The 26,268-nt window shown below is 40.1% G+C and carries 26 protein-coding genes; 14 read left to right on the top strand and 12 right to left on the bottom strand.

Annotation, left to right across the window (positions count from 1 at the left end; genetic code table 11):
* Positions 1–113: 113 nt before the first annotated feature.
* The 8 genes from JU57_RS09905 to JU57_RS09870 all read right to left on the bottom strand — a co-directional run bounded on the left by JU57_RS09905 (position 114) and on the right by JU57_RS09870 (position 7,697).
* Positions 114–704, bottom strand: a complete 591-nt coding sequence (locus JU57_RS09905) for a hypothetical protein (RefSeq protein WP_037960338.1) — start codon at positions 702–704, stop codon at positions 114–116.
* Positions 705–931: 227 nt separating this feature from the next.
* Positions 932–2,803 (bottom strand): molecular chaperone HtpG, encoded by a 1,872-nt coding sequence (gene htpG, locus JU57_RS09900; RefSeq protein WP_037960336.1) that lies wholly within the window; start codon positions 2,801–2,803, stop codon positions 932–934.
* A gap of 144 nt (positions 2,804–2,947) precedes the next feature.
* Positions 2,948–3,601, bottom strand: coding sequence for a lysophospholipid acyltransferase family protein (locus JU57_RS09895; protein WP_294877040.1), 654 nt, complete (start codon positions 3,599–3,601; stop codon positions 2,948–2,950).
* 13 nt (positions 3,602–3,614) lie between these two features.
* On the bottom strand, positions 3,615–4,703 hold the full coding sequence (locus tag JU57_RS09890; RefSeq protein WP_037960330.1) for a hypothetical protein: 1,089 nt from the start codon (positions 4,701–4,703) through the stop codon (positions 3,615–3,617).
* A 4-nt stretch (positions 4,704–4,707) separates the two neighbouring features.
* Complete coding sequence (gene purQ / locus JU57_RS09885; RefSeq protein ID WP_037960327.1) at positions 4,708–5,379, bottom strand: phosphoribosylformylglycinamidine synthase subunit PurQ; 672 nt, start codon at positions 5,377–5,379, stop codon at positions 4,708–4,710.
* Positions 5,373–5,618, bottom strand: a complete 246-nt coding sequence (gene purS, locus JU57_RS09880; protein ID WP_037960324.1) for a phosphoribosylformylglycinamidine synthase subunit PurS — start codon at positions 5,616–5,618, stop codon at positions 5,373–5,375. Before purS ends, purQ begins: the two co-directional genes overlap by 7 nt.
* 21 nt (positions 5,619–5,639) lie before the next feature.
* On the bottom strand, positions 5,640–6,353 hold the full coding sequence (gene purC, locus JU57_RS09875; protein ID WP_037960322.1) for a phosphoribosylaminoimidazolesuccinocarboxamide synthase: 714 nt from the start codon (positions 6,351–6,353) through the stop codon (positions 5,640–5,642).
* A 12-nt stretch (positions 6,354–6,365) separates the two neighbouring features.
* Positions 6,366–7,697: a S41 family peptidase gene (locus tag JU57_RS09870; protein WP_051906791.1), complete on the bottom strand. Its 1,332-nt coding sequence runs from the start codon at positions 7,695–7,697 to the stop codon at positions 6,366–6,368.
* Positions 7,698–7,934: 237 nt separating this feature from the next.
* Between JU57_RS09870 and JU57_RS09865 the strand changes: the two genes are divergently transcribed.
* Entirely contained in the window at positions 7,935–10,508 is a 2,574-nt protein-coding gene (locus tag JU57_RS09865) for an AAA family ATPase (protein WP_037960320.1), read from the top strand.
* A 44-nt stretch (positions 10,509–10,552) separates the two neighbouring features.
* On the opposite strand, the gene JU57_RS09860 is transcribed toward JU57_RS09865, so the two are convergent.
* Positions 10,553–10,975 carry a hypothetical protein gene (locus JU57_RS09860; RefSeq protein ID WP_037960317.1) on the bottom strand — a complete coding sequence of 141 codons (423 nt, stop codon included), beginning with the start codon at positions 10,973–10,975 and terminating at the stop codon, positions 10,553–10,555.
* A 74-nt stretch (positions 10,976–11,049) separates the two neighbouring features.
* Here JU57_RS09860 and JU57_RS09855 point away from each other — a divergent pair, with 74 nt between their 5' ends.
* Entirely contained in the window at positions 11,050–11,490 is a 441-nt protein-coding gene (locus JU57_RS09855) for a hypothetical protein (RefSeq protein ID WP_037960315.1), read from the top strand.
* On the opposite strand, the gene rraA is transcribed toward JU57_RS09855, so the two are convergent.
* Together rraA and JU57_RS09845 are read right to left on the bottom strand one after the other, a co-directional pair.
* On the bottom strand, positions 11,471–11,950 hold the full coding sequence (rraA, locus tag JU57_RS09850) for a ribonuclease E activity regulator RraA (RefSeq protein WP_037960312.1): 480 nt from the start codon (positions 11,948–11,950) through the stop codon (positions 11,471–11,473). The genes JU57_RS09855 and rraA overlap by 20 nt on opposite strands.
* A gap of 13 nt (positions 11,951–11,963) precedes the next feature.
* Complete coding sequence (locus tag JU57_RS09845; RefSeq protein WP_037960310.1) at positions 11,964–12,323, bottom strand: hypothetical protein; 360 nt, start codon at positions 12,321–12,323, stop codon at positions 11,964–11,966.
* An 85-nt stretch (positions 12,324–12,408) separates the two neighbouring features.
* On the opposite strand from JU57_RS09845, the gene glmS reads away from it, so the two are divergent.
* From glmS to JU57_RS13790, 12 genes are all read left to right on the top strand, one after another.
* A complete protein-coding gene (glmS, locus tag JU57_RS09840; RefSeq protein WP_037960308.1) occupies positions 12,409–12,813 on the top strand; it encodes a methylaspartate mutase subunit S in 405 nt (134 codons plus the stop codon).
* A complete protein-coding gene (locus JU57_RS09835) occupies positions 12,810–14,174 on the top strand; it encodes a methylaspartate mutase (RefSeq protein ID WP_037960306.1) in 1,365 nt (454 codons plus the stop codon). Before glmS ends, JU57_RS09835 begins: the two co-directional genes overlap by 4 nt.
* Positions 14,171–15,364 (top strand): glutamate mutase L, encoded by a 1,194-nt coding sequence (locus JU57_RS09830; RefSeq protein ID WP_037960304.1) that lies wholly within the window; start codon positions 14,171–14,173, stop codon positions 15,362–15,364. Before JU57_RS09835 ends, JU57_RS09830 begins: the two co-directional genes overlap by 4 nt.
* 88 nt (positions 15,365–15,452) lie before the next feature.
* On the top strand, positions 15,453–17,027 hold the full coding sequence (locus JU57_RS09825; protein ID WP_037960302.1) for an AMP-binding protein: 1,575 nt from the start codon (positions 15,453–15,455) through the stop codon (positions 17,025–17,027).
* Between the two features lie 103 nt (positions 17,028–17,130).
* Positions 17,131–17,265, top strand: a complete 135-nt coding sequence (gene rpmH / locus JU57_RS09820) for a 50S ribosomal protein L34 (RefSeq protein ID WP_014769624.1) — start codon at positions 17,131–17,133, stop codon at positions 17,263–17,265.
* A complete protein-coding gene (rnpA, locus tag JU57_RS14115; protein ID WP_294877038.1) occupies positions 17,253–17,591 on the top strand; it encodes a ribonuclease P protein component in 339 nt (112 codons plus the stop codon). Before rpmH ends, rnpA begins: the two co-directional genes overlap by 13 nt.
* Complete coding sequence (yidD, locus tag JU57_RS09815) at positions 17,588–17,926, top strand: membrane protein insertion efficiency factor YidD (protein ID WP_037960299.1); 339 nt, start codon at positions 17,588–17,590, stop codon at positions 17,924–17,926. The genes rnpA and yidD overlap by 4 nt, the downstream gene beginning before the upstream one ends.
* 10 nt (positions 17,927–17,936) lie before the next feature.
* Entirely contained in the window at positions 17,937–19,517 is a 1,581-nt protein-coding gene (gene yidC, locus JU57_RS09810; protein WP_037960298.1) for a membrane protein insertase YidC, read from the top strand.
* On the top strand, positions 19,514–20,488 hold the full coding sequence (locus JU57_RS09805) for a Jag N-terminal domain-containing protein (protein WP_051906789.1): 975 nt from the start codon (positions 19,514–19,516) through the stop codon (positions 20,486–20,488). Before yidC ends, JU57_RS09805 begins: the two co-directional genes overlap by 4 nt.
* Positions 20,485–21,822: a tRNA uridine-5-carboxymethylaminomethyl(34) synthesis GTPase MnmE gene (gene mnmE / locus JU57_RS09800; RefSeq protein WP_037960296.1), complete on the top strand. Its 1,338-nt coding sequence runs from the start codon at positions 20,485–20,487 to the stop codon at positions 21,820–21,822. Before JU57_RS09805 ends, mnmE begins: the two co-directional genes overlap by 4 nt.
* Positions 21,823–21,885: 63 nt before the next feature.
* Positions 21,886–23,049 (top strand): Na+/H+ antiporter NhaA, encoded by a 1,164-nt coding sequence (gene nhaA / locus JU57_RS09795; RefSeq protein ID WP_037960294.1) that lies wholly within the window; start codon positions 21,886–21,888, stop codon positions 23,047–23,049.
* A gap of 75 nt (positions 23,050–23,124) precedes the next feature.
* Positions 23,125–25,704: an EAL domain-containing protein gene (locus JU57_RS13790; RefSeq protein ID WP_051906787.1), complete on the top strand. Its 2,580-nt coding sequence runs from the start codon at positions 23,125–23,127 to the stop codon at positions 25,702–25,704.
* Between the two features lie 3 nt (positions 25,705–25,707).
* On the opposite strand, the gene lolA is transcribed toward JU57_RS13790, so the two are convergent.
* Positions 25,708–26,223 (bottom strand): LolA-like outer membrane lipoprotein chaperone, encoded by a 516-nt coding sequence (gene lolA / locus JU57_RS09785; RefSeq protein ID WP_037960292.1) that lies wholly within the window; start codon positions 26,221–26,223, stop codon positions 25,708–25,710.
* Positions 26,224–26,268: the final 45 nt, after the last annotated feature.

The following is a 26,268-nucleotide window of genomic DNA, read 5'->3' as shown; positions in this document are numbered from 1 at the left end:
AAGCAAAGCTATCCTTTTCGACCAGAAATAGAGGGTAAAACCCCTTGTTTATGGTCGAAATTATACTACAAAATTGCTTCTAAAGCCCTAAAAATAAGGGTTTTACTTGTTTTTCAGGGTCGACTATTTAGGCGTTCTTCAGTAATAGGACGTTCATATTTATGCCAATCATCAAGATTATTTAGTTTTAATTGTTCTAGTTCTTTTGAAAAAAAGTCAAAAGCTTTCTTTTCCAACTTACTTGATAGTTCGATAAAATCTTCTTTAATCATTTGACCAATTTTTAAATATATATCACTTGGTACTCCTGATAAATTTTGGTGCAAAGTAACTAAGTAATCTTGTACAAAATTCAATTCTCTTTTACAGTCTGTTGTTAACCATGTACTACTTTCAAGGGTTAATTGAGTAAATTTTGTAAACCACTGTTCAAATTCTTCTTTTGACATTAAAATTTGAGGTGCTCTCGCAACATCGCCTGCATCTTCAAAATTTCCCCATGAGACCATTACTCTCATTTCAAGAGCCATTGAAATTACATTTTCGTGTGCTTTAATTCTTTTGTCAAACAATTTGTCCCAAAGTCGAAGAGAAAAGTCACGTTTTTTAAGCATCCAAGATGCAGTAAAAGACATTATTCCACTTCCAAGAGCACCTAATAATGCAAAAACTGCACTGGAATGTTGATTTAAAAAATCTATCAAATATAGTACTTCCTTATGCTAACTATTTATTTAACGAACATTATATACAAAACAGTCTGATATGCCCAAATAAATAAGAAGATATAGGGGGCTGGGCTAAACTTGTAACTTTACGCTATTTTTGCTATGTGTGATATTTTATGAAAATGGAGGTTTGATGTAGCTTATGATGGGTAAGGTTAGTCGTCTTTACATGTAAGGAAAAATCCTTACATGTAAAACTATTTTTAAAGTGCTTTTGCGATAAAGCGGTTGAGGCGTTTAGCAAACGCTGCGGTATCTTCGATCTTCATTCCCTCTTGTAGTTTGGCTTGGTCAAGCAACAAGAAAGCGATGTCATTAAGCTCTAACAAATCGCTTTTAGCACTTAATTTTTTGAAAATTTCGTGCTCAGGGTTGATTTCCAAGATAGGTTTAACAGCAGGAAGATTGTCTTGTCCCATCTGTTTTAGCATCTGTTGCATTTGGAAATCTGGGTCGTTTTTATCGTAGACAAGGCATGAAGGAGAATCACTCAAACGGCTGGAGATTTTGACATCTTTGGCGTCGTCTTTGAGGATTTCTTTCATTTTGACCAAAATCTCTTTATAGGTTTTCTCATCTTCTTCGACTTTGGCTTTGTCTTCTTTGATTTCTTCATCAATGTCGGAGTTATTGACCGGTTTAATCGGGGTTTTGTCGTATTCACCGACCATTGGGAAGACGATGGCATCGACCTCTTCATCAAGCAGTAACACTTCAATGTCTTTGGCTTTAAACTGCTCAATGAGTGGAGAATTACGAAGGATACGCTCATTTTCACCAGTGATGTAATAGATGCTTTTTTGATCTTCTTTCATTGCCTCTTTGTACTCTTTGAGGCTCACTAAACCTTCACGTTTTGACGATTTGAACAGTACAAGCTCTAGTAGCGCTTCTTTATTGTCCCAATCGTTATACAAACCTTCTTTAATGACACGTCCGAAGTTTTTGTAGAACTCTAGGTATTTCTCGTTCTCTTTTTCTTTGAGAGATTTAAGCTCACTCAAGATTTTTTTAACCGAAGCTTTTTTGATGGTTTCTAGGACTCTGTTTTGTTGTAAAATCTCACGGCTAACGTTGAGTGGTAAGTCTTCCGCATCGATAATACCTTTGACAAAACGAAGATACGTTGGCAATAACTCTTTCTCATCATCGGTGATGAAAACGCGTTTAACGTAGAGTTTAACACCTGGTTTATAGTCCATTCTAAACAAGTCCATTGGAGGCGTTGAAGGGATGTAGAAGAGGGTGGTGTACTCAAATGTACCCTCTGCTTTGGTGTGGCTCCAAAGAAGTGGATCGGTGCTATCGTGAGAGATTTGTTGGTAAAAGTCTTTGTACTCTTCAGGCTTGATTTGACTTTTGGCTACTGTCCAAAGCGCACTGGCTTTGTTGATCTGCTCATTTTTGATTTCAGTGCTTTTTTCTTTGCCTTCATCGTCGTACTCTTTGACCTCTTTATCCATAAAAATAGGGAATTGGATGTGATTTGAGTATTTTTTAATGACGTTTTGAATGCGGTAAAACTCTAAAAATTCATCTTCATCGTCTTTGAGATAAAGCGTAATGGATGTTCCGTGGCTCTCTTTGGAAACTTCTGTGATGTCATACTCCGCACCTGCGGTTGAGCTCCACATATACGCTTTTTCTTCACCGGCTTTACGGCTTACCACTTCGATTTTAGTCGCCACCATAAACGCAGAGTAAAAACCAACACCAAATTGACCAATGAGGCTAGAGTCTTTCTTTTTATCGCCACTAAGGTTCTGTAAAAAAGATTTGGTGCCACTTTTGGCAATCGTTCCAAGATTTTCAACCAATTCTGCTTCGTTCATACCGATACCGCTATCGCTGATGGTTAACGTTTTAGCTTCTTTATTGATAGCAATATCAATGCGTGGTGTATAAGAGAGCGCTTTGTAGTTCTCATCGGTGAGGGTCAGATAGTTTAATTTATCGAGTGCATCGGAAGCATTGGAGACAAGTTCACGTAAAAAGATCTCTTTGTTCGAGTAGAGTGAGTGAATCATCAGGTCTAAAAGCTGAGTGACTTCGGTTTGAAATTGATGTTTTGACATAATCTATCCTTTAATATGTGTAGTTTGAATGTGTCAAAAAGCTTTACATGTAAAGAAAGTTTTTTGACACATTCAAAAAATTCGCGTTATTTTAGCAAAATCAGAAGCATTTGAAAGCCACTTTTGTGACTTTCAAAATAGTTTTTAGTGGACAGCCAACGCAAGCGCCAATCTCTTGCTCATTGCCGCGTGCATTTTCTCAAACCATTGCTCATCGTCTTTAGGATTGATGGGATCGAGGTAAATGACCTGAACTTCTCCACCATGCGCATCAATATTTTTAGAATCAAAAATATGGCGTGTTCCTACAATGATGGCTGGTTGGACAATAAGCTCTAACTTCTCCGCCAAAATTTTCGCACCACTTTGGAATTTGAGAAGCTTATCTCCACGTCCGCGCGTTCCCTCAGGAAACATCGCTAGCACGCGTCCTTCACTGACGCGCTCTTTGCCTTCTTTGATCATCTTAATGATTGAGCGTTTATCGTTTCGATCGATTGAGATCATGCGAGGTGCAGGAATAATATGCCCAAAAAGCGGAATATCTTGAATCTCTTTTTTCGCGACCCAACAGAGGTTTTTAGGGTAAATGGTCTCAAGGGCAACAATGTCTACAAGGCTTTGATGGTTCAGGACTAAAAGCGTTGTGGTGGGGTTTGCCTCACCCGTTTGTTTGATGCTAAAGCCCATTAAAAAAGTCTGCAAACGTCCCCATGTACGCCTGATCGGATGCGTGTGGTTGCGAAAAGCATACATCAAAACAATCGTAATCAACACCGTGATGACAAACTCAACCATCACGTAAAACCCTCTAATTTTTGATAATATTTTCACGGTCAGTCCATCCAATTTTTCCATCTGGAAGCAAGATTTTAATGTAATTTTCCCTCTCGCCTAATTTTTCAATGTCTAAGATTTTATCACTTGTAAAAAAGACCGTTGAGCGCTCCATGGGGAGAATCATAATGCTGCTATTGCTCTTAAGTTTGGCATTATTCAACGGATTTTGATCCAAGAAAAAAAGCGCTAAAAAGATCAATGAAAGGAGAAGATAGTACCATCTTCGGCGCTTAATGAAAATGACAAAAAAGATAAAGGAGAGCACGCCATAGCCGATGGTTTTGTAAAATTCAAAGATACTCTCTTTGGGGTTAAGCCCTAATTGTGTACTAACTTCACTGTTCTCAATCGTAATTGGAAGAGAAATTTTATGAAATTTATTGCTTGTGAGGTCAAAATAGGTAAAGTCAAAGCTTTTTTGATAGTTTGGCACAATGGCATAGTAATAGATTTTTTGACTCGTTTCTGTTTCAGAAAAAGAATCAATACCGCTTTTGGCGATTCCGCTGAGTTTAAAATCTTGGAGGTTGGCTCCAATGGACTCAATCTCTAAAACGACAATTACATTTTTAGCATCAAACGTAGTGGTTTTGTACTTGTTGATGCTTAGGTTTTGGGCAATGACATTGCTAAAGAGAGGATCGGCTTTGAGTTGAATCAATTGCGGTGTCGTAAATGTCACGATCTCGCTCTCCAATGCCTCTTTTCGCTGCATCAACGAAACACTCAGCCGTGGCATCGTAACGGTTGTGGTGTTGATCTTAAAATAAAAGGTGTTGAAGTAGGTATTATCGCGTGAGCGTTCCCACGTATTTTGGGGATTCATCACTTCGACACCGGTGGCACCTGAAAAAGTATTTTCAAGAGCATCTATCGTATTGTTTGCCACAATAGCTTTGAGTTTTACAGGAAAAATTTGTCCCACATAGACTTTGGAAGGGGCTTCTTCAACAGAGATAAACAGTGATTTTGAGCTTCCTGAAAAAGCACTCTCTTCAGCGGCAAAAGCAGGAGCGAAAAAGGCTAAAGAGAGTACGAGGAGTATGAAAAATTGCTTCATCACGTTAGTTTAAAAAGCCCTCAAGCATTTTGACACCATCGTCTGAGCCCAAAATCTTCTCGATGGCACGTTCAGGATGCGGCATAAGTCCAAAGACATTTTTAGCGTGATTGCAAATACCCGCGATAGAATCTACCGAGCCATTAGGGTTTTGAACATCACCTTTTTCATTGGTGTAGGTCAGAAGGACTTGATGGTTGGCATAAAGCTCTTTAAGGCCCGCCTCATCAATGTAAAAACTTCCCTCACCATGTGCGATAGGCACATTTAAAAGTTCACCCACAGAGCATTTTTGTAAAAAAGTATTGTCATTGGCAATCACTTTAAGATGGTGAAACTGAGAGATAAAATGAACATTCTCATTGCGTTTCATAGCACCAGGAAGGAGTCTTGCTTCAACCAGCATTTGAAAACCATTGCAGATACCAAGCACTTTTCCACCTTGATTGGCAAAGTCAATGACGGCTTTCATGATGGGTGAAAATTTAGCAATAGCCGCACTTCGTAAATAATCGCCATAGCTAAAACCACCAGGAAGTACGACTAAATCGGTTCCCTCTGGTAGTTTTTCTTCTTTATGAAATACAAGGACAACCTCTTGTCCTAGTTTTTCAAAAGCGTATTTGGTGTCGATTTCACAGTTGGTCCCTGGAAATACAGCAACGGCAACTAGCATGCTGGAAACTCGATGGTGTAATCTTCAATAACGGTATTGGCCAAAAGCTCATCGCACATGATGGTCACTCTCTCGTGTGCTTTTGCTTTATCGCTTTCAGCAATGTCCAGAATAATTTGCTTTCCAATACGCACGTCATTCACTTCGTCAAATTTTAAAGACGAAAGTGCATGATGAACGGCTTTCCCTTGGGGATCTAAAACGCCATTTTTGAGTTGAATGTTGACAATAACTTTCATTGTTAATCTTTTCCTTTGATTTTAGTGAGATAGAATACGTTTTAAGACTTCTTCATAAGCAACTTTGACATCGCCTAAGCCTTGTCTAAATCTATCTTTATCCAGTTTTTCATTGGTATCCATGTCCCAGAAACGGCAGCTATCAGGGCTGATTTCATCGGAGAGAAGGATGTTACCCTCTTTATCGACACCAAATTCCACTTTAAAATCAACAAGTTTGAGTTTGCGTTCCGCAAAAAAGCTTTTCATAATAACGTTAATCTCACGACCAAGGCGTTTAAGCTCTTCAAGGTCAGACTCACTTTTCACAAGATTCAACAACAAGCAGTGCTCATCATTAATGATAGGATCACCCAGTGCATCATCTTTATAGTAAAACTCTACCAAGGTAAAAGGAAGCACCGTACCATCTTTAATACCAAGACGTTTGGCAAGTGAACCTGTTGCAATATTGCGAACAACCACTTCAATAGGAATAATCTTTACTTTTTTAATCAATTGCTCTGTATCGTTTAGTGTTTTAACCAAGTGTGTTTGGATGCCGTGTTTTTCCAATAGGTGGAACAATTGGGTGCTAATTTTACAATTCAGTGCACCTTTACCTGCTTCATTGCCTCTTTTTTCGGCATTAAATGCTGTCAAATCATCTTTAAACACTGAAATTAAAAGATTTTCATCGTCTGTCAAAAACAGTTTTTTACCTTTACCTTCGTATAACAATTCACCTTTATTCACCTGATTCTCCTCTTATTTTTTTATCGCAAGTATTTTGATCGCATCAACAGCACTTTTAAGTTGTAAATCTTTGAACAAACTCTCTTGACTTACAATCTCTTTATCGGCTTTTGTTTTCTCTTTGGTTTTTGCTTTTGGTTTTGTCTCTTTTACTTCCGTTTTGTTCTCATCGACTTTTTTCAGTTCACCCTCTAAATGTTTTTTCAAGTCTTTCTCTTTAAGGGTTTGTTCATTAGCTTTTGTGGGTACAGCACCTGGATAAACGGTAATATCAGGGGTAACACCTTCCGCTTGAATGGTGCGACCACTTGGAAGGTAATAACGTGCGATGGTCAGACGAATCGCTTCGTTGTCCACAACAGGAAGAACCGCTTGAACGCTTCCTTTACCAAAGGTTTTTTCACCAATAATAATGGCTCGCTTATGATCTTGCAATGCGCCACTGACGATTTCACTCGCACTTGCACTACCGCCATTGACTAAAACAACCAGTGGTAGTTTGGTATTGGTTCCCGATTTGGTTGCTTTGTATTCGGCATTTTCAGACTCAACACGTCCTTTTTGAGAGACGATGATGCCCTCATCCACAAAAATATCCACTAAGCCTACAGCTTGGTTTAAAAGTCCACCAGGGTTGTTTCTAAGATCTAAGACAATACCTTTGACATTTTTGTTTTTGGTGATGGCTTCTTGAACATCGCCAACAATGTTTTTATCGAAATTGACAACACGTATATAGAGGATATCTTCATTTTCAATGATCTTGGAGTAAACCGATTCGATTTTGATGATGTCACGAATGATAGAGATACTGAGAGGTTTATTCTCGCCTTCTCGTACCAATGTGAGCTCGATACCCGTACCAGGTTTGCCACGCATAATATTGACCGCTTCATCGATGGTCATATTAAGCGTTGATTGTTTGTTGATTTTGAGGATAATGTCACCTGCTTTAACACCTGCTTTATCCGCAGGGGTTCCTTCCATTGGTGCAATCACCGTCAGTGCGCCATCTTTTTGACCTACGGTAATACCCAGTCCCCCAAATTCACCATCGGTTTGAATCTTAAGGTCTTTAAAGTGTTTTTCATCGAGGTACGAAGAGTGCGCATCGAGGTTGGTTAAAAGTCCTTCAATTGACTTTTTAACGATGTCATCAATTTTGATGTCATCAACATAATATTTTTCAATCGTTGCTAAAACGCGCGTAAATTTTGCCAAAGAGGCCAGACGGCTCTTTTCGCCTTCAGCATTATCAGCCGCAAAAAGGGTTGAAGAAAAAAAGGTTGTAATCCCCACAAACGTGGCAATAAAGCCAACGGTAGCAAATGGTAAGTGTTTCATAGCGTGTGTATGCTCCTAGCATGATATGCGTATAATTTGAGATCAAAGATTATAGTGCAGGTTCCCTAAATTTTCTATGAAGGCGCTTGATCATGGCAATGAAAGTTGAAGTGATTTAAGGCTTAAAATAATGGTTTTTAACCATTAGCTATAATGTCATAATGCTAAATAAACTTGACATTAATACACTCAAAGTTGTAAAATTATACAAACACTAAATATCCGAGGAGGAGACCTATGAACTCACTTTTTGAACAGCTGACCAACCAAATGCGCGAAGCGATTGAAAGCGCGATTAGCCTTGCTTTGCATTCGAAAAACAATGAAGCAACCCCTTTACATGTAACGTGGGGACTTATCACCAATTCCGCTTCCATTCTCAATCAAGTCTTTAATAAAATGAACATTGATAAGAGTGCGATAGAACTTGAGGTGAAAAGTGAAGTCCAAAAACTTCCAACCGTGACGCATGTCAGTAAGGAAAATATTTCGATTTCACGTTCCTTAGTGGAGAGTTTGCAAAAAGCCGAAGGTTTGATGAAACAAAAAGGCGATAGTTATCTCTCGGTCGATACATGGCTCCTTTCAAGCCTTGATAGCGATCCGTTGAAAAAAATTCTGGGCAAATACCTTGATCTGTTACAGTTTAAGAAAAACCTTGAAGCGTTGCGCGGTGGCAAAAAGATCGACAAACAAAGCAGTGATGAAACGCTTGAATCGCTTGATAAATACGGCATTAATTTAACCAAACTAGCTGCTGAAGGCAAGCTCAATCCTGTGATTGGACGCGATGAAGAGATTCACCGTATGATGCAAATTTTAATTCGTAAAACCAAAAACAATCCGATCTTAATTGGTGAACCAGGAACGGGTAAAACGGCAATAGCAGAGGGGTTAGCACTTAAAATTTCCCACAACGATGTACCCTTAAGTCTTCAAAATAAAAGTGTGATTGCTTTAGATATGAGCGCACTGATTGCTGGGGCAAAGTACCGTGGTGAGTTTGAGGACAGACTCAAAGCCGTTATCGATGAAGTGAAAAAAAGTGGCAATATCATTCTTTTTATCGATGAAATTCACACTATTGTGGGTGCAGGGGCAAGTGAAGGGAGTATGGACGCTGCCAACATTTTAAAACCTGCTTTAGCGCGTGGGGAACTTCATACCATCGGTGCAACAACACTCAAAGAGTACCGCAAATATTTTGAAAAAGATGCGGCACTGCAACGTCGTTTTCAGCCGGTCACGGTGAATGAGCCGACCATCAACGAAGCACTGCAAATTTTACGTGGGATTAAAGAGAGTCTTGAAGCGCACCATCATGTTACGATTATGGATTCGGCTTTAGTCGCGGCGGCGAAGCTGAGCTCACGTTATATTAGTGATCGTTTTTTACCCGATAAAGCGATTGACCTTATCGATGAAGCAGCGGCGGAGCTTAAGATGCAAATCGAGAGTGAGCCTACGGAACTCAGTCGCATTAAACGTTTGATGAGCACGTTGATGGTCGAAAAAGAAGCGCTTTTGATGGAAAAAAATAAGAAAAATGAAGAGCGCACCCAAATGATCGAAAAAGAGCTTGGGGATGCGAAAGAGAAACGCAATGCGCTTGAAATTCAATTTGAAACGGAAAAAAGCGTTTTTAATGACATCGCTTCCATCAAGACAAAAGCGGAAGCGTTGCGTCGAGAGGCAGAAAATGCCAAAAAGAACAGTGACTTTAACAAAGCTGCTGAGATTGAGTACGGAAAATTGCCCGAGCTTCTCAAAGAAGAAGATGAGCTGAAAGCCAGATGGGAAAAGATGGTGGAGAGCGGAACACTGCTTAAAAACAGTGTCGATGAAGAGATGATCGCGACCATTGTCAGTAAATGGACGGGCATTCCTGTGAACAAAATGCTTCAAGGCGAAAAAGCCAAAGTCTTAGCCGTGGAAGAGCATCTTAAAAAAGAAGTCGTGGGGCAAGATGCCGCGATTAAGGCGATAGGGCGTGCGATTAAGCGCAATAAAGCAGGGCTCAGTGAGCAAAATAAACCCATCGGTAGCTTCCTCTTTTTAGGCCCAACGGGTGTCGGAAAAACCCAAAGTGCTAAGGCGCTCGCTAACTTTTTGTTTGATACCACCAAAGCACTTATTCGTTTTGATATGAGCGAATACATGGAAAAACACTCCGTCAGTCGTTTGGTCGGTGCGCCTCCAGGGTATGTGGGATACGATGAGGGTGGACAACTGACCGAAGCCGTGCGCCGCAAACCGTACAGTGTTGTGCTGTTTGATGAGATTGAAAAAGCGCATCCGGATGTTTTCAATATCTTGCTTCAAGTGCTGGATGAAGGGCGTTTGACGGACAATAAGGGCATTACGGTTGATTTTAAAAACACGATTATTATTCTAACGTCTAACATTGCCAGCGATAAAATCATGGCGTATGAGGGTGAAAAACGCACCGAAGAGGTGATGAAAGAGTTACGTACGCACTTTAAACCTGAGTTTTTGAACCGTTTGGATGATATTATTATCTTCAATCCACTCACGGAAGACGGTTTACGTGAAATTGTAAGCATTATGTTCAAAGACATTGAGACGAAGTTGGCGTCTAAAGAGATCAAAGCGGAGCTTACGGTTGCTGCCAAAGCATTGATCGCGGAAGCTGGATTTGACCCTGTGTATGGAGCGCGTCCACTTAAAAGGGCTTTGTATGAGTTGGTAGAAGACAAACTAGCAGATCTTATTTTGGAAGAGAAATTGCATGAGGGTGAAAGTATTGTCATCGATGCAAAGAACGGTGAAATCGTTATACAGCAACACTAAGGAACAAACACTTCTTACATGTAAATCTTTTTACATGTAAGAAGTTACTGACAATCTTTATCTTGAATCGAAAATTTAAACAGTTCGGCGTCGTTAAGATCGAAGAAAACATAGACAAACACAGCCCCTTTTTTCAGAAGCAAGCGGGTTTCATAATCGCTGCAGAGGTAACTTTTATTGTTTTCAAATGTTGTTTTAATCAGCGTACCTTTATCGGCTTTTAAAATTGTTTTGACGTGTTCATTGGAAGAATTGATACGGTTTCTATATTCGATGGCATTGTTGACACTGACAATGTCGACAAGCGTTGTGTAGTCATCTAGCATCATTGGCAAATGATCTTTGGTTCCGTCTTTAATAATGGAGAGAATTTTGGGGATGTCCTCTTCCTTAATTTCATCTAAATCGTTTGCATCCTCAGCAACGAGCCTTGAAATAAGTGCTAAAATAATCAATAATCGTTTCATATCATTCCTTTGTCGGAATTTTACAATAAAATCTTCACGTTCGATGCCATTTTTTGAAAGGAAATGCAAATTTTATGAGCTATTTAGAGTGGTTTGAAACACATGCTAACAAACATCACGCCATTGTTCAAAAATTATGCGCGCAAAAGTATACGAAAGAGAGGATTATTGACTATTTTCTCTTTGAAAATATGGTTGAAAAAGAGCCTGATTTTTGCCTGCTTTATGCTAACAAACAAAAATGCCACGACCTAAAAGCACTGAATTGTTATCTGTGTGCGTGTCCGCATTTTCGCTTTAATGATGAAGGGCTGAGTGTGAAAGAGGGCGTTACATGTAAAAGTGTGTGCTCCATCCATTCAAAGAAAAGTGGGGTGTTTGTGTACGAAAATGTCGCACACTTAGATTGTTCCGCGTGCAGTGTGCCTCACACCAAAGCGTACATCAACAAACACTTCGATGTGAGTTGGAAAATGATCATGCAATCGTGTTTGGTTACATCTCCAAAGGCGTAGCACTCACGATAATACCATCGCGATCTGCGTAGAGATAATCGCCTTCGTTAAAGTCAATTCCTCCAAAATGTATCGTTACATGTAAAGATCCTTCGCAGGCTTCCATCGTCTTTTTTGGGCAGGTTCCAAGGGCAAAAAGTCCCACATCGATCTCTTTAGTATTTTTGGTGTCACGAACGTATCCGTTGATGATGATACCTGCCCAGTTGTTCTCATGAGCAAATTTCATCAGATTGTCCCCAACCACAGCGGTGAACTTAGCCTCAACATCGACAACGGCGATTTGACCGGCTCCTTCACTTTTGAGTAGCTCAATGAGTGTTTTATTGCTTCCGGAGAGTTTAACGGTGACGATTTGTCCCATAACGCGTTTCGCGCCACCGTAAGACTTTAAAATAGGGTCTAGGACGTGAACGTGTTCTGGGTATTTGTCGCAAAGATCGGCTGTGTAGAATTTCATAAGGGCTCCTAGGTTATTTGAAGAGGTGTATTAGATTGTCTTGATTTGAAATCGTGGATCGTTTTGGAAGCGTAAAATCGACTTTTTCTTTATGACAGGTTCCACAGATTTTAAGTTCTTGATGGGCGCTCACATCTTTTTGAGCGTAGACTTTTTCACGTGAGTGACAATCAAAACAGTCTTTACCACATTGACCTTGTTCGGAGGGTTTATTGTGGCAGGTGATGCACTCGTTTAAAACGATATGGTTTTGATCGTTAATGCAAGGTTTAAGCTTTGAATGGCACTCCAAACAGCTCCCACCGCAGGCGATTAACACACTCTGAAAGCTCACAATGAGAAGAATAAGTACTAAAAAGGCTTTTTTTGACATGAATCCACTTTCGAAAATTTGTGTTAATTATACCTTTAATAACGTTAAGATAGAATGACCCATTATCCAAAATTTAGGTTTGTCCATGAAGGTAGTTACGGGAGTTGTAGGCAATGACATCCATGTAGTCGCAAACAGACTCATTGATATATCATTGCAAGCGAGAGGTTTTGAGGTGTTTAACCTAGGTGTCAATACTTCCTTGGAAGAGTTCATTGACGCGGTTGTTGAAACAGATGCAGATATACTGCTGATTTCTTCGCTCAACGGCGAAGCAGAGGGCTGGTGTCGAGACTTACAATTTTTACGCTCCGAATACAATCTCAAAGAGGTTATTTTTGTGATCGGTGGCAATTTAGCGGTGGGCGAAGCTGCTCAGAGCGATATTGTCCCCAAATATAAATCGTATGGGTTTGATCTGGTTTTTCATCAAATTGATCTCAATACGGGCTTGGACGAAATCGAGCGATTCGTGAAGGAGCGAGTATGAGTTTACTCCAAAAAGAGCGTGATGTCATCACCCGAAATGAATACGCCGATCATTTTGATTTTGATGAGATCGAAGATTTTATACGCAATGCGAATAAAGAGATGTTTATCTCCCATCATTTTAAAAAGCGCGATCGTCTTTTAGTTCAACCTCGTGGCGGTTTCCCAACCTACAAAAAGATGTTTGAGCTTTACGAAGAATTTATGAAAGCAGACATCGATGTTCTGCCTCTGACGATTGACTCCAATACGCGCTTGAACGACTACGCAATGGCAAAAAAGATGCTCACACTCTCCGAAGAGAACGAGATGGACATGCTCAACGGCTATCCATTAGTCAATCACGGTTACCGCACGACGCGTAAGATGATGACACACTTTAACAAACCCGTCAGTCTTCGCCACGGAACGCCCGATGCAAGGCTTTTGGTTGAAACAGCGCTCGCTTCAGGCATCTTCGAGATCGAAGGTGGCCCCATCACGTATATGCTTCCGTACTCAAAAAACTTCCCCCTCGATAAAGCCTTTTTATACTGGAAATACGTCGATAAAGTCTGTGCAAAGTACTCGACTTTAAATGAGCCGATCAACCGTGAATCTTTTGGTCCACTGACCGCAACACTCGTTCCTCCGTGCATCGTCATTGTCATTCAGCTCATCGAAATGCTCCTTTCCATCGAAGAGGGTGTGAAGTCCTTTTCGGTCAGTTTTTCGCAAAATGGCTCCATGATGCAAGACATTGTGACTTCCAATGTGCTTAAAAAACTCGCTCGTAAATATGCCGATATGTTTGGTGGAGAGGACGCTATCATCAACCTTGTCTATCACCAATGGATGGGTGCATTTCCACGCGATAAAAACCTCTCCGATTCACTCATTAACACGAACACCATCATCGCTGCGATGGTCAGAGCCGATAAGATCATTATTAAAACTCGCGATGAAGCTTTTGGTATTCCTACCATGCAGTGCAACGCCCAGTCGGTTGCCAATACCAAATACACACTTCGCACCCTCAAAGGTCTGCCCGTTGTACATGACGCCGAAGAAGAGGAGAACTTGGAGCTGGAAGTTCGAGCCATTATGGACGCGGTCTTTAATGACCCTGCCGATACTTTGTGGCGCAAAGTGTTCAATACCATTAAAAGTGGCTTGATCGATGTGCCTTTTTCTCCGCATATTATCAACAACAACGAAGTCATCACGATTCGCGATGATTCGGGCAATATCCGCATTATTGAAAAAGGTAAACTTCCACTGCCGGATCGCTGTTTTGCCTATGAAAAATCAAAGGTTAATTTGCCTGAGAGTCAAACGGAAGTGATCAATAAAATTATCCATGACATAGGGGCGATGCTATGAGTAAACTTCTCATCGATGTAGGAAGTACCTACTTTAAAGTCTGCCAGACAAGTGGCATTAGCCAGTATTTTAGGGATTTCAAGAAAGATATTTACGATGATTTGGTGACCAAATGTGGCAATATTTTTGCAAATTATCAAAAAGAGGATATTTTTATCTGTTCCTCTGCCAATGGCGGTTTAAGTACGCTGATTATCGGGCTTACGAACTCGTTTAGTTTGAAATTTGCTAAGAACATAGCGTTTAATTCAGGCATTAATATCATCGATACGATTTTGTACAGTAAGATAGAGGAGAGCAGAGCACCTAGCGAGCTGGTCGATGTGGTGATTATTGTTGGTGGGATTGATGGCATTGGAGGGGTGTTTGATGAAAAATTGTTTGACTACCTCAAAAATGTTCAGTACAGCAATATTGTTTATGTGGGAACTAAACAAGATGTGTCATTTTTAAGTGCGCACATTCCAGAGCTTAAAGTGCTTGGAAATATCATCACTGAGAAGTTACATGTAAACGGTGGCGAGCTCAAAGAGTACCTTACAAACCTCTATCAAGCGGACATTGTGGGTAAAGAGGACATCAAACATCTTTACGAAATAACCGCCAATCAAATCTACTCAACACCGTACATCGTGAATCGCTCGTTACCGCTCATCGATGCGAACTTTGAAGTGGTTAATCCCTTCATTGTAGTAGACATCGGTGGGGCTACGACGGACATCCACTACAGTCGTGACTTGGTACGCGATAACATTGTGAGTGAAAGTGGATATGACCGTTTGGTCTTTAAAAAACTGGGTGTTTTTAAGTCTCGCGAAACGCTCATTTTTGCAGCGAAAAACAATGAGTTTGTCTATGAGTTATTGGCGTATCTGAATGTGACAGAGAATATTTTGGAAGAAGAGAGCGAGAAATCTTTACGCATTTTGATGCAACTTTCCATCTTTTTGGTACTGTATAAAGTCTCAAGACTTCATCCTTTGTATGTGACACTGCATCTTGAACTGCTCAATACCATCGTATTAACAGGCGGTATCACCAAAGTGCTCTCCTATGAAGAGGTGGAGATGATTATAGAATTTTTCTACAAAAAAGTGATGAATCTTCATGCAATTCCCAATATTGTTATGGATTCCGACTACGCAATCTGGACGCTTGGAATGGAAAACAATGAAAATTCTGCCTCCTAAGAGGCAAGCTTTAGTGCCCCAGTGGCAAACGTAGAGGTAAGAGCTTTGCTTTTACCTCGTATAAAAAATAAGAATTAAAGGAGCCAAAATGTCTATAAATTGTATTCGTGCGCTCATTGAAAAAGCTGCAGTAACGTGTCCTGATAAAGTAGCAGTGATTGATGGTGCTAAAAAACTAACCTATGGCGAAGTATTTCGTAAGGTCAATCAAATCGCGCGCTATCTCAGTGAACTTGCCCTTCCAAGTGGTTCAAGGATTGGTATTTATTCGCATAAAAGCAGTGAACAGATTATTGCGATGTTGGCACTTCTCTCTACAGAATATATTTTTGTGCCTATTTCACGCCTTCTCAAACCTGAGCAAGTCGAGCACATCATCAACGATTGTGGAATAGCGTGTATTATAACCGATAAATCGAAGATCAAAAGCATTGATGAGATCAACTTTCAGGGCAAAATCATTACGTACGAAGCCAGTGAGCGCGACATTGTCTCGTTTGAAGAGATTTATAAATGTTGCAGTGATGCTTTTACATGTAACATTGGTGACTACAAAAATGCAGCGATTACCTATAGTTTTGGACTGACGGGATTTCCTCGTGGCATCGTCATCACACACCGCAATCTTATCGATAGCGCCAGAGTCGCTTCCAATTATCTCGAACTGAAAGAGAGTGATGTCATCTCAGGGACTTTGCCATTTATCTTAGATTATGGACTGAATCAACTCTTTTGTTCGATTTACAATCACGCAACGTTAGCACTTCACTCTTTAGTGCTTCCAGCAGACTTTTTCAACCATCTTATCAATGACGGTATCACTATTCTTCCACTCATGCCTCCTCACATTACGCAGATGTTTGAAAGCGATCCTAAGCGCATTCCCAATGCAAAGCTTTTAGCCAATGTGCGTATCGTCACCTCTTCGGGTGGAAAAATTACGCCTAAAATGATTGCGGACATTGAAGAGCGCTACCCACGTGCTAAGTTTTACTCGATGCACGGTTTAACCGAAGCATTTCGCTCAACGTACCTTGATCCTGCACAACTTAAAATTCGCCCTAATTCGATAGGTAAACCGATTCCTGGGGTTGAAATTCATGTGATTAATGAGCAAGGCTTTGAGTGTCAGCCTCGTGAAATTGGTGAGTTGATTCACCGTGGTGGCTACATCTATAAAGGGTATTGGAAATCCAAAGAAGATACGCAAAAACGCTATAAAAGTATCGAAATTTTAGATAAAGTGGTTAATTTAGAGGGTGATCTGACCGATGAAATTGTCGTTGCCAGTGGCGATTTTGTCTACAGAGACGAGGAGGGCTATCTTTACTTTGTGTCCCGCAAGGATGATATGATCAAAGTGAGTGGTTTTAGAATCAGCCCTTATGAGATCGAGAGTGTTGTTCACGACAAATTGCCACAGATCAGTCAATGCGCTGTTTTTTCCATTGAAAATGAAAAGACAGAAGAAGAGATTGTGATGGTGTACAGTGCATCACGCGAAATTTCTAAAAACGAGATTGTGTTTGAATTGAAAAAGCATTTGCCAAACCACATGATTCCTTCTATTATGATCTATAAAGAGAAACTTCCACAGACCAGTCCCAGTGAAGCCAAAATAGATAAAGAAGTTTTGAAAAAAATGGTCATGGAGTTACGCTAAAGGCTTACATGTAAGGCAGGGCTTAATCGAAGCTTATGCAATTTTAAGTAAAGCTAAGGTAAAATCCATACCTTAAAATTATTTTTTGGTAAAGGAACTTTTGATGAAAAGAACGTATCAGCCACATAGTACACCTAAAAAACGCACGCATGGCTTCAGACTTAGAATGAAAACTAAGGGTGGACGTAAGGTTATCGCAGCACGTCGTGCTAAAGGTAGAAGCAGATTGGCCGTTTAAAAGATTATGAAACTCTCAAGGCAACGAGAGAGTATTCATACGTTTATAACCATGCTAAAAAATGGCACTATGAAGGTGCTTTAGTCTTTTACAATCACGATACAGCAAAAAGAGTTGGCTTTACGGCAAGTAAGAAAGTCGGTAATGCTATCAAGCGAAATTTAGCCAAAAGAAGGCTTCGGGCTATTTTTTTAGAAATTCAACACACTTTACATGATGGCGTGTATGTTTTTGTAGCAAAAGAGAAGATTAATCACATACCGTACGATGCTCTCAAAAAAGGGATTCTATGGTCTATGAAAAAATTAAACTGTGTTAAAGAATGAAATCTTTTGCACTGTTGTTGATAAAGCTTTATCAGAAGTTTTTTACACTGATTGGCTATGGAAGTTGTAGGTATTATCCCACCTGTTCGCAATACGCGAAAGAACAGCTTCTACACAATAGTTTTTTAAAAGCTATCTTTTATAGTTTTATGCGTATTTTGAGATGCAATCAGCTGTTTGCTGGCGGAATCGACTACCCTGTCGTGACAAAAAAATTTGCATCTCCTCTTCCTCTTTCTCTCAAACATTCACGTACTCATCGTATCACTTTTTGGTTTGTGCCAAAAGATAAGCAGAGCTTTTATCTGATAAGAGCTTTTAAAACAACGAAATAAAGGGAATCTCGTGACAGATAAACTTACTCCTCAAGTGCGCATTATTCTTGCCACTGTATTATCATTTTTATTTTTTGCACTGTATGATCATTTTTTTATCCCCAAAAATCCTCCACTGACGGAAACCACCTCACTTGAACAAAATGCAACGCCTACGACAACAACGAGTGCACCTGAGGTAACAACAAGTGTGGATGTTGCAGCAGCACCTATGAGTTCGGGCAAAGTGAACGAGATTATTGCAACCATTAAAGCGGCAGGGTATGAGGTTCAGATCGACAGATTGGGCAGAATTGCAAAGTTTTATCTTGAAGAGGGCAAATACAAAGCTGACAATGGTGAGCGTTTTCAACTTATCGATGCTTCTCAAGCCTTGTTACCCCTTGAAATTCGATTTAGTGACAAAGCGATTAACGAAGATGCTTTTGTTATGTCGTATAGTGCAGACAAAGATACTGTCGATGTCACTGAAAATGGTAGTAGCATTGTTTTAACACAAACACTCAGCAATGTTGTTGTGACAAAAACTATTACCTTTTTTCCTTCAGGCAGATATGATTTACATGTAAAGCTCTCAACGCCAAAAGAGTATTTCCTTTCTCCTGGTTTTCGTCCAAGTCTTGCGGTTGACAGTTACACCTTTCATGGTGCATTGATTAAAAAGGCAGATGGTAGTATTAAAACCATTGATGATGGTAGTGCCAAAGGTGATGAGCATTTTGCAAATGCTAAAATTGTAGCGGGTGCTGACAAATACTACACCACCTTCTTTTATGAGCTAACCAAAGGTTTAGAAAGTGTTGTCTCTGTGGGCAAAGAGAAAGATCCCCTTTTATTTGTGAAAGGTGGAGACGATTTTAAACTTAGTGGTTACATTGGTCCCAAAGAGCATCTAAAGCTTCATGCCATTAACCCAGAACTTACCGATGTTATTGAGTATGGTTTCTTTACGTTTATCTCCAAACCACTCTTTTCTCTCCTTGCGTTTCTTCATGGTATTTTTGGTAACTGGGGTTGGGCGATTGTAGGTATGACGATTATCGTTCGTTTAGTGCTCTATCCTTTGACGTATAAAGGTATGGTTTCGATGAATAAGCTCAAAGAGCTTGCGCCAAAAGTGAAAGAGTTACAGAAAAAATATGGGGATGATAAGCAAAAACTCAATACGCATATGATGGAATTGTATAAGAAAAATGGTGCTAACCCAATGGGCGGATGTTTGCCAATTCTTTTACAAATTCCTGTTTTCTTCGCGGTGTACCGTGTTTTACAAAATGCAATTGAACTTAAAGGGGCTGAGTGGATTTTATGGGTCAACGATCTTGCCATTAAAGATCCTTATTTTATTCTTCCAATCTTGATGGGTATTACGATGTTCTTACACCAACGCATTACACCCACAACGTTTACTGATCCAATGCAAGAGAAGATTATGAAGTTTTTACCACTCATTTTTACATTCTTCTTTGTTACATTCCCAGCAGGTTTAACACTCTACTGGTTTACCAATAACGTCGCCTCAATCGTCCAACAGTTTTATGTTAATAAACTTTTTGCAAAAAAACATGAAGAGATAAAGGTCGAAAAATGATCAAAGTAGAAGCAGCAACACTCCAAGAAGCTTACTCCAAAGCCGCGAGTGAGTTGTCTTGTTCGGTCGTCGATTTAGAGATTAATATTATTCAAAATGGCTCAAGCGGATTTCTTGGGCTTTTTAAAAAGAGTGCCATCATTGAAGTGCAACGCAAAGGTTCTAAACCTTTGCGAGAAGAGCGCGAACGTAAAGAGTTCGTAGCTCCTCGCAAAGAAGAGAGTCGTGAGATCGAAACAGCACTCGGTGATGATGACCAGCGCAAAGATCGCAATCGTCGTCCTAAAAACAGACGCAATAAAAATAAAAATCGAGAATTTCCTAAGAGTGAATTCTCCGAGCCGAAACGCTCAGAGCCACTTCCTCCTAAAGAGACCCCTAGTGTGGTGACTCCCAAAGCTGAACCAAAGGTTGAAACACCTAAAGTCGCCCCAGTGAAAGAGTCTCGACATACGATTGCTCCAACAGCGATTGATCAAAATTTTCACCATGAAAAACGCGAGATTGCTGATGCGATTGATGAAGTACGTGTACAGATGATCAATCTCTTTCAATACAGTTGCTTTACACTTGAAAATCCTGTTGTCTCAAAATACAATGATGATACGATTTTAATCGAATTTAGCGGTGAAGATGCGGCGTTATTGATTGGCAAAGAGGGGTATCGTTATAAAGCGCTCTCGTATTTGCTTTACAATTGGATTAACCTTAAATACGGATTGAATATTCGCCTTGAGATTGCCGAATTTTTGAAAAATCAAGAAGAGATGATTGAAAAGTACCTTGTTCCTGTGATCGAGCGTATTCGAAACAGTGGCAAAGGGCAAACCAAAATCTTAGATGGCGTATTGATCAAAATTGCGCTTGAAGCGTTACGTGGTGAATTCCCTGAGAAATATGTGGGGATAAAATCTGGCAAAGATGGCGGTAAATTTATCGTCGTCAATGATTTTAACAGGAAAAACGCATAGATACGATTGCTGCTATTGCCACCAGTGCAGGGGTTGGTTCCATCGCGATTGTTCGCGTGAGTGGTCCTAATGCCCTGTCTTTGGCACTTAAACTCTCCCATAAAAAAACCTTTGAACCCCGTCTTGCGACATTAACATTTTTGCATGATGCACAGGATGATGCCATTGATCAAGCGATTGTCATTTACTTTAAAGGACCGCATAGCTTTACGGCTGAAGATGTGGTGGAGTTTCAATGTCATGGCGGTAGTGTGGTCGCTGGAATTGTCTTAGAAACACTGCTACATTATGGTGTACGACTTGCGAATCCTGGAGAATTTTCCAAACGTGCCTTTTTAAATGGGCGCATTGATCTCTCTGAAGCTGAAGCGATTGCCGCCCTGATCGAGACTAAAAGTGTGGACGCGGCGAAGATGCTGACGCGCCAGCTCAAAGGTGAACTTCGTCATTTTGTTTTACATGTAAGAGAATTATTGATTGAAATTCTTGCCTTTGTGGAAGTCAATATTGACTACGCTGAAGAAGATTTGCCTTTGGATATGATCGAGAAGATCAAAGTTAAATTAGATACGTTAGCCAAAGAGCTTTTCAAAACGTACGAGAGTAGTCAAAGACGCCAAGGTATGATGCAAGGCTTTAAAATCGCCATTGTAGGTAAGCCAAATGTGGGTAAAAGTTCGCTTTTAAACACGCTTTTGAGTTACGATCGAGCGATCATCAGCGACATTGCAGGTACAACACGTGACACGATTGAAGAAGAGCTTCGCATTGGGTCACATTTGGTGCGCATTGTTGATACAGCAGGCATTAGACAAGCGCACGATACGATTGAGAAGATTGGCATTGAACGCTCCATCGCTGCGATTGAAGAGGCTGAAATTGTCATTGCACTGTTTGATAACAGTATGCCTTATGATCATGAAGATGAAAAAATGTTAGCACTGCTTCAAACCTATCGTGATTCAAAACAGATTGTGACGGTTTTGAATAAAATCGATCTTCCCAATCACTTTGACACGCACTATTTAAACAGAGATTTTATAGCCCTTTCCTGTCAAAATGATAGCCATGAACTGACTCAAAAATTACAAACCATGTTAGATCGAACAACGGTTGAAGACAGCCTTATGTTGACCTCCACACGTCAAATTGATGCCGTTAAACATACGTATGAAAATGTGCAAAGCTCTTACACCCTTTTAGGGGAAGGTGAGTTAGAACTTTTCGCTTTTCACATTAATACCGCGATTCAGCACATTTCTTCGATTACAACAGCATTTGATCGTGATGAGATTTTGGAAAAGATGTTTAGTAATTTCTGTCTAGGGAAATAAAGCTATTTATAAACTGTTTACCTCGGTATGCTACGATAAAAAGAGCAACACAAAGGGGTAGTCATGTTTTCAACGATAGAAGAGTTTATTAAGAAAGAGTCCTCTTCTGGTATTCTTCTCATTGCAGTGACACTTTTAGCACTGCTGCTTCAAAACAGTTTTTTAACCAACGCGTACACACAATTTCTGCATACACCTGTTCAGATCAGTATCGGTACATTTGGCATTGCGAAACCACTGCTTTTATGGGTGAATGATGGCTTAATGGCGATTTTCTTTTTTTTAATAGGGCTTGAAGTCAAACGTGAAGTGTTAGAAGGTGAACTTTCATCTAAAAGCCAGATAGCCTTGCCTGCTATTGCAGCATTGGGTGGGATGATTGTGCCGGCGCTTATTTTTATCTTTTTCAACCATCAAGATGCGTTTGCTATGAATGGTTGGGCGATTCCAACGGCAACCGACATTGCGTTTGCTTTGGGTATTCTCTCTTTACTGGGTAATCGTGTTCCTGTCTCTTTAAAAATCTTTTTGATGGCACTTGCCATTATTGATGATTTAGGTGCCATTGTGATTATTGCGCTTTTTTATACGAGTGATTTATCATTCGTATCGATCAGCATTGCTGTAGGTTCCATTGTTATTTTAGTGGGACTGAATCAGTTCAAAGTCATCAAAAAAGCCGCTTATATCTTAGTCGGTATTGTGCTGTGGATTAGCGTTTTAAAATCAGGAGTTCATGCCACCATTGCGGGGGTTGTATTGGCATTTTGTATTCCATTGTATTCGACCAATGCCAGTGGTGAGCGTTTTTCGATGCTTAAAGAGATGGAACATGACCTGCATTATTGGGTCGCTTTTTTTATTTTGCCACTTTTTGCTTTTGTCAATGCAGGTGTGGATCTGAAAGATCTCGCTCCTTCCGCCATGGCTTCAAATGTCTCTTTAGGTGTTATTTTAGGGCTTTTTTTGGGTAAGCAAGTGGGTGTTTTTGGCTTTAGTTTTCTGGCTATTAAACTAGGTTTTGCCTCATTACCCACCGGTGCGAATTTTAAACAGCTCTATGGGGTAGCCATTCTCACCGGTATTGGTTTTACAATGAGTCTTTTTGTGAACTCATTAGCGTACAATGATACGGATTTATTTCATTATGCCGATAAATTAGCCATTTTATTGGGCTCCTTTTTCTCTGGGATCGTCGGCTATTTTTACTTACGCCGTATGTCTTAAAAGATACAAGACACTTTAAGTTAAGAGATATTACAATCTAAGAAAGTCTTGTCATGGAGCAAAAGGGGGATTTGCATGAGACAGCTCAATCTTAGCAAACGTCTTTTTTGGATTATTGCTTTTTGTGTCTTATGTGCCAATACTTTGGTCGTCTTTTTTCTCTACCATCAAGCTGAAAATTTAGCGCAGCTGCGTGCGTACTCTAAAGCAAAAACCCTTCAAGATTATTTTACATCCATGCGGTATGTTTACCATCAACAATTTTTGCAAAGTGGTATTGACCTTAACGATTCTACGATTGGATTTCTGCCTGCGCATGCCTCTTCCCCTATCAGTGAGGATTTTTTGAAACGTTCTACGCAAGGCATTCGCATGCACAATGTTTCAGATCGTCCACGAAATCCAATCAATCAAGCCGATGCGATCGAGACAAATGCCATCAAGTATTTCAATCAAAATCCCGATAAAAATGAGAGTATTGCACTGATTAAAGAGGGCGGTAAAGAGTTTTTCTTTTTTGCTTCACCTCTTCGGATTCAAGCGTATTGTTTGGTATGCCATGGGCAGAAAAGTGAAGTGTTACCCTACATTGCAAAACGCTATGACAATGCGTATGGTTATAAACTGGGTGAAGTTCGAGGGCTCACAAGTATTAAAATTCCTAAAAATATTCTCTTTGATGAAGTCTTCTCTTTTTTTTGGAAAGAGGTGCTTTTTAGCTCTTTGGTCATGTTCTTCTTACTGGCTTTGATGTATATTGCCATTAGAGAGCTTACCAAGCGCGATGTGGAGCAAAAAAGAGAGCTTGAAGCGTTGGTGATTGAGCGTACCAAAACGTTAGTGCAAAAAAGTGTTGAACTTGAAAAAGCGTATGCGCACCAGAAACATCTCTACTCTGTTTTACGCACGGTTGCCGATAGCAATCAAATTCTGATTACGACTCAAACACTCCAAGAGTTACTTTATGAAACAGCGTTGTGTCTTTTTGCGAATGACTCGTTTGCCCACGTGAAAATCTCCTTGTATGAAAACGGTGCTTTACATGTAAAAGAGTCACGAGGCTTTGATGAAGAGCATGAGATCAATGCAATGGAAGAGGCTGTTTTTAACCATGGCGGATTTCGTATTATCACCAGAGCGAGTGAAGATGTACCACAGAGTTGCCAAGAAACCATGCGTCGTCATCATGTGAGTGAAGCGTATGTGACAGCACTGAAGAGCGATCGGTTTACGCATACATCGTTAGGTGTATTGAGTATATGTACTACCATTCCAGAGGGATTTAGTTCCGAAGAGCGCTCAATGATCGAAGAGTTAGCCGGTGACATTGGGTTTGCTATTAATTCATTTATGCAAAAAGAGAGCATTTTAAAACTCTCTTATTATGATCCATTGACACATCTTGCCAATAAAGTCCTTTTAACCGAACACATGAGGCTTTGTATCGCTACGAATAAACAAAACGCTCTGTTTGGTGCACTTCTTTTTATGGATTTGGACAATTTTAAATCCATCAATGATCTCAAAGGTCATGAAACAGGTGATAAACTCTTGGTCATGATGGCACAGAGATTGGAGCACTATGCCCAGGAAAATAATAGCATTGCACGCTTTGGAGGCGATGAGTTTGCGTTACTTCTTCCCAATCTTGGAAATATCCTTGAAGAAGCGGCCAAGAGAGCCGAAGCGATTGCATTGCAAATTTTGTTGGCGACCAAAGAGCCTTTTATTATTGATGGGCATCCTTTTTACATGACGGTGAGTATTGGTATTGGGCTTTTTGATGGGAATGAGAGTGCTGAAGAGCTACTGAGTCATGCCGATAGTGCGATGTATGCGGCTAAAAGCGATGGACGTAATACGATTCGCTTTTTTGATCCTTACATCCAAAAAGTGATGGAAGAAAAATCTTCTATGCTTCAGCAGCTTAGAGATGCGATTGATTCGAAACAATTTTTGCTCTATTACCAACCCCAAGTCGATCAAAATGCTTCTGTTATAGGCGTTGAAGCACTGATTCGTTTGAAAAAAATTAATGGAGAGCTGATTCCTCCTGGGCAATTTATTCCCTTATGTGAAGAGTCAGGTCTTATCGTTCCACTGGGGCAGTGGGTTTTACGTGAAGCCATGATGCAAGTGAAGCGTTGGGAAGATGATGTCCAAAAGTCACAATGGCGCGTCTCCATTAATGTGAGCACCAAACAATTTGAACGCGAAGATTTTGTACACGTAGTGGAAAGCGCATTAAAAAAGACCGCCATTAAGCCTTCGTTGATTCGTTTGGAGCTGACAGAGAGCCTTTTGATTGGGGATAGTGCTAAAGCGCTTGTGAAGATAGAGGCACTCAAAGCCTTAGGCGTTTCCCTCTCTGTGGATGATTTTGGAACAGGGTATTCGAGTTTGCAGTATTTGAAGCATCTGAATGTGGATGAGCTTAAAATTGATCAATCGTTTATTCGGGATTTCCTTACCGATCGTAGTGATGCTTTGATTGTTGAGACGATCATCTCCATTGGTAAAAATTTCAATATGGAAGTGATCGCCGAAGGGGTTGAGAGCGAAGAGCAGTTTGAAAGACTCAAAGCCATGGGGTGTCACTATTTCCAAGGGTATTTCTTTGGAAAACCAATGCCTCCAGAAAATCTTTACATGTAAAGATTATTCGCGGACAATATCATACCCTCTTGGGATTTCAGCACGAAAAAGTTCATCATCTAAAAAGAGATTGGTGGAGGGGTTGGTGAAGAGAATCTCGACAGCATTATCGAGTTTATCACGGTACGAAACTTTTTCAATCTGTTCTTTTTGCGTATGAATGGTATACGTTGTCTCTTGATAGTGGGTAATGTACTGGTTGGTTGAAACCTCTTTTGCTTCTTGCAACAATTGGGCAATATTAGGCGTATTTTCCAGTGTTGTAATAATCACTTGCTCTAATTCTGGCTCAATAATTAAAACACGTGTGTTATTAAAATAGATTTTTTTAACGACAGGTTTTTGATAAATCCATAGTGCTTTTTTGTCATTGGTTGCATAAAAAGTTCCCTCATACACAATGGTTTTATTCTGATCGTTTGTTACTTTTTGAGTAAAATCACTTTGAATCGTTTTAAAGTGTTCGATTTTAGCAAAAAGGAGTGTGGTTAAAAAAAGAAACATTCCCAAAAATCGCATAAATACTCCTTGAGATGATAATAAGATATGGAGTTTTATCAAATA

This window comes from Sulfurospirillum sp. SCADC (assembly GCF_000743525.1).
In the GTDB taxonomy this organism is placed as follows: domain Bacteria; phylum Campylobacterota; class Campylobacteria; order Campylobacterales; family Sulfurospirillaceae; genus Sulfurospirillum.
Note: the sequence above shows the minus strand (reverse complement) of the source record. Positions and strands in the feature narration are given on the sequence as shown.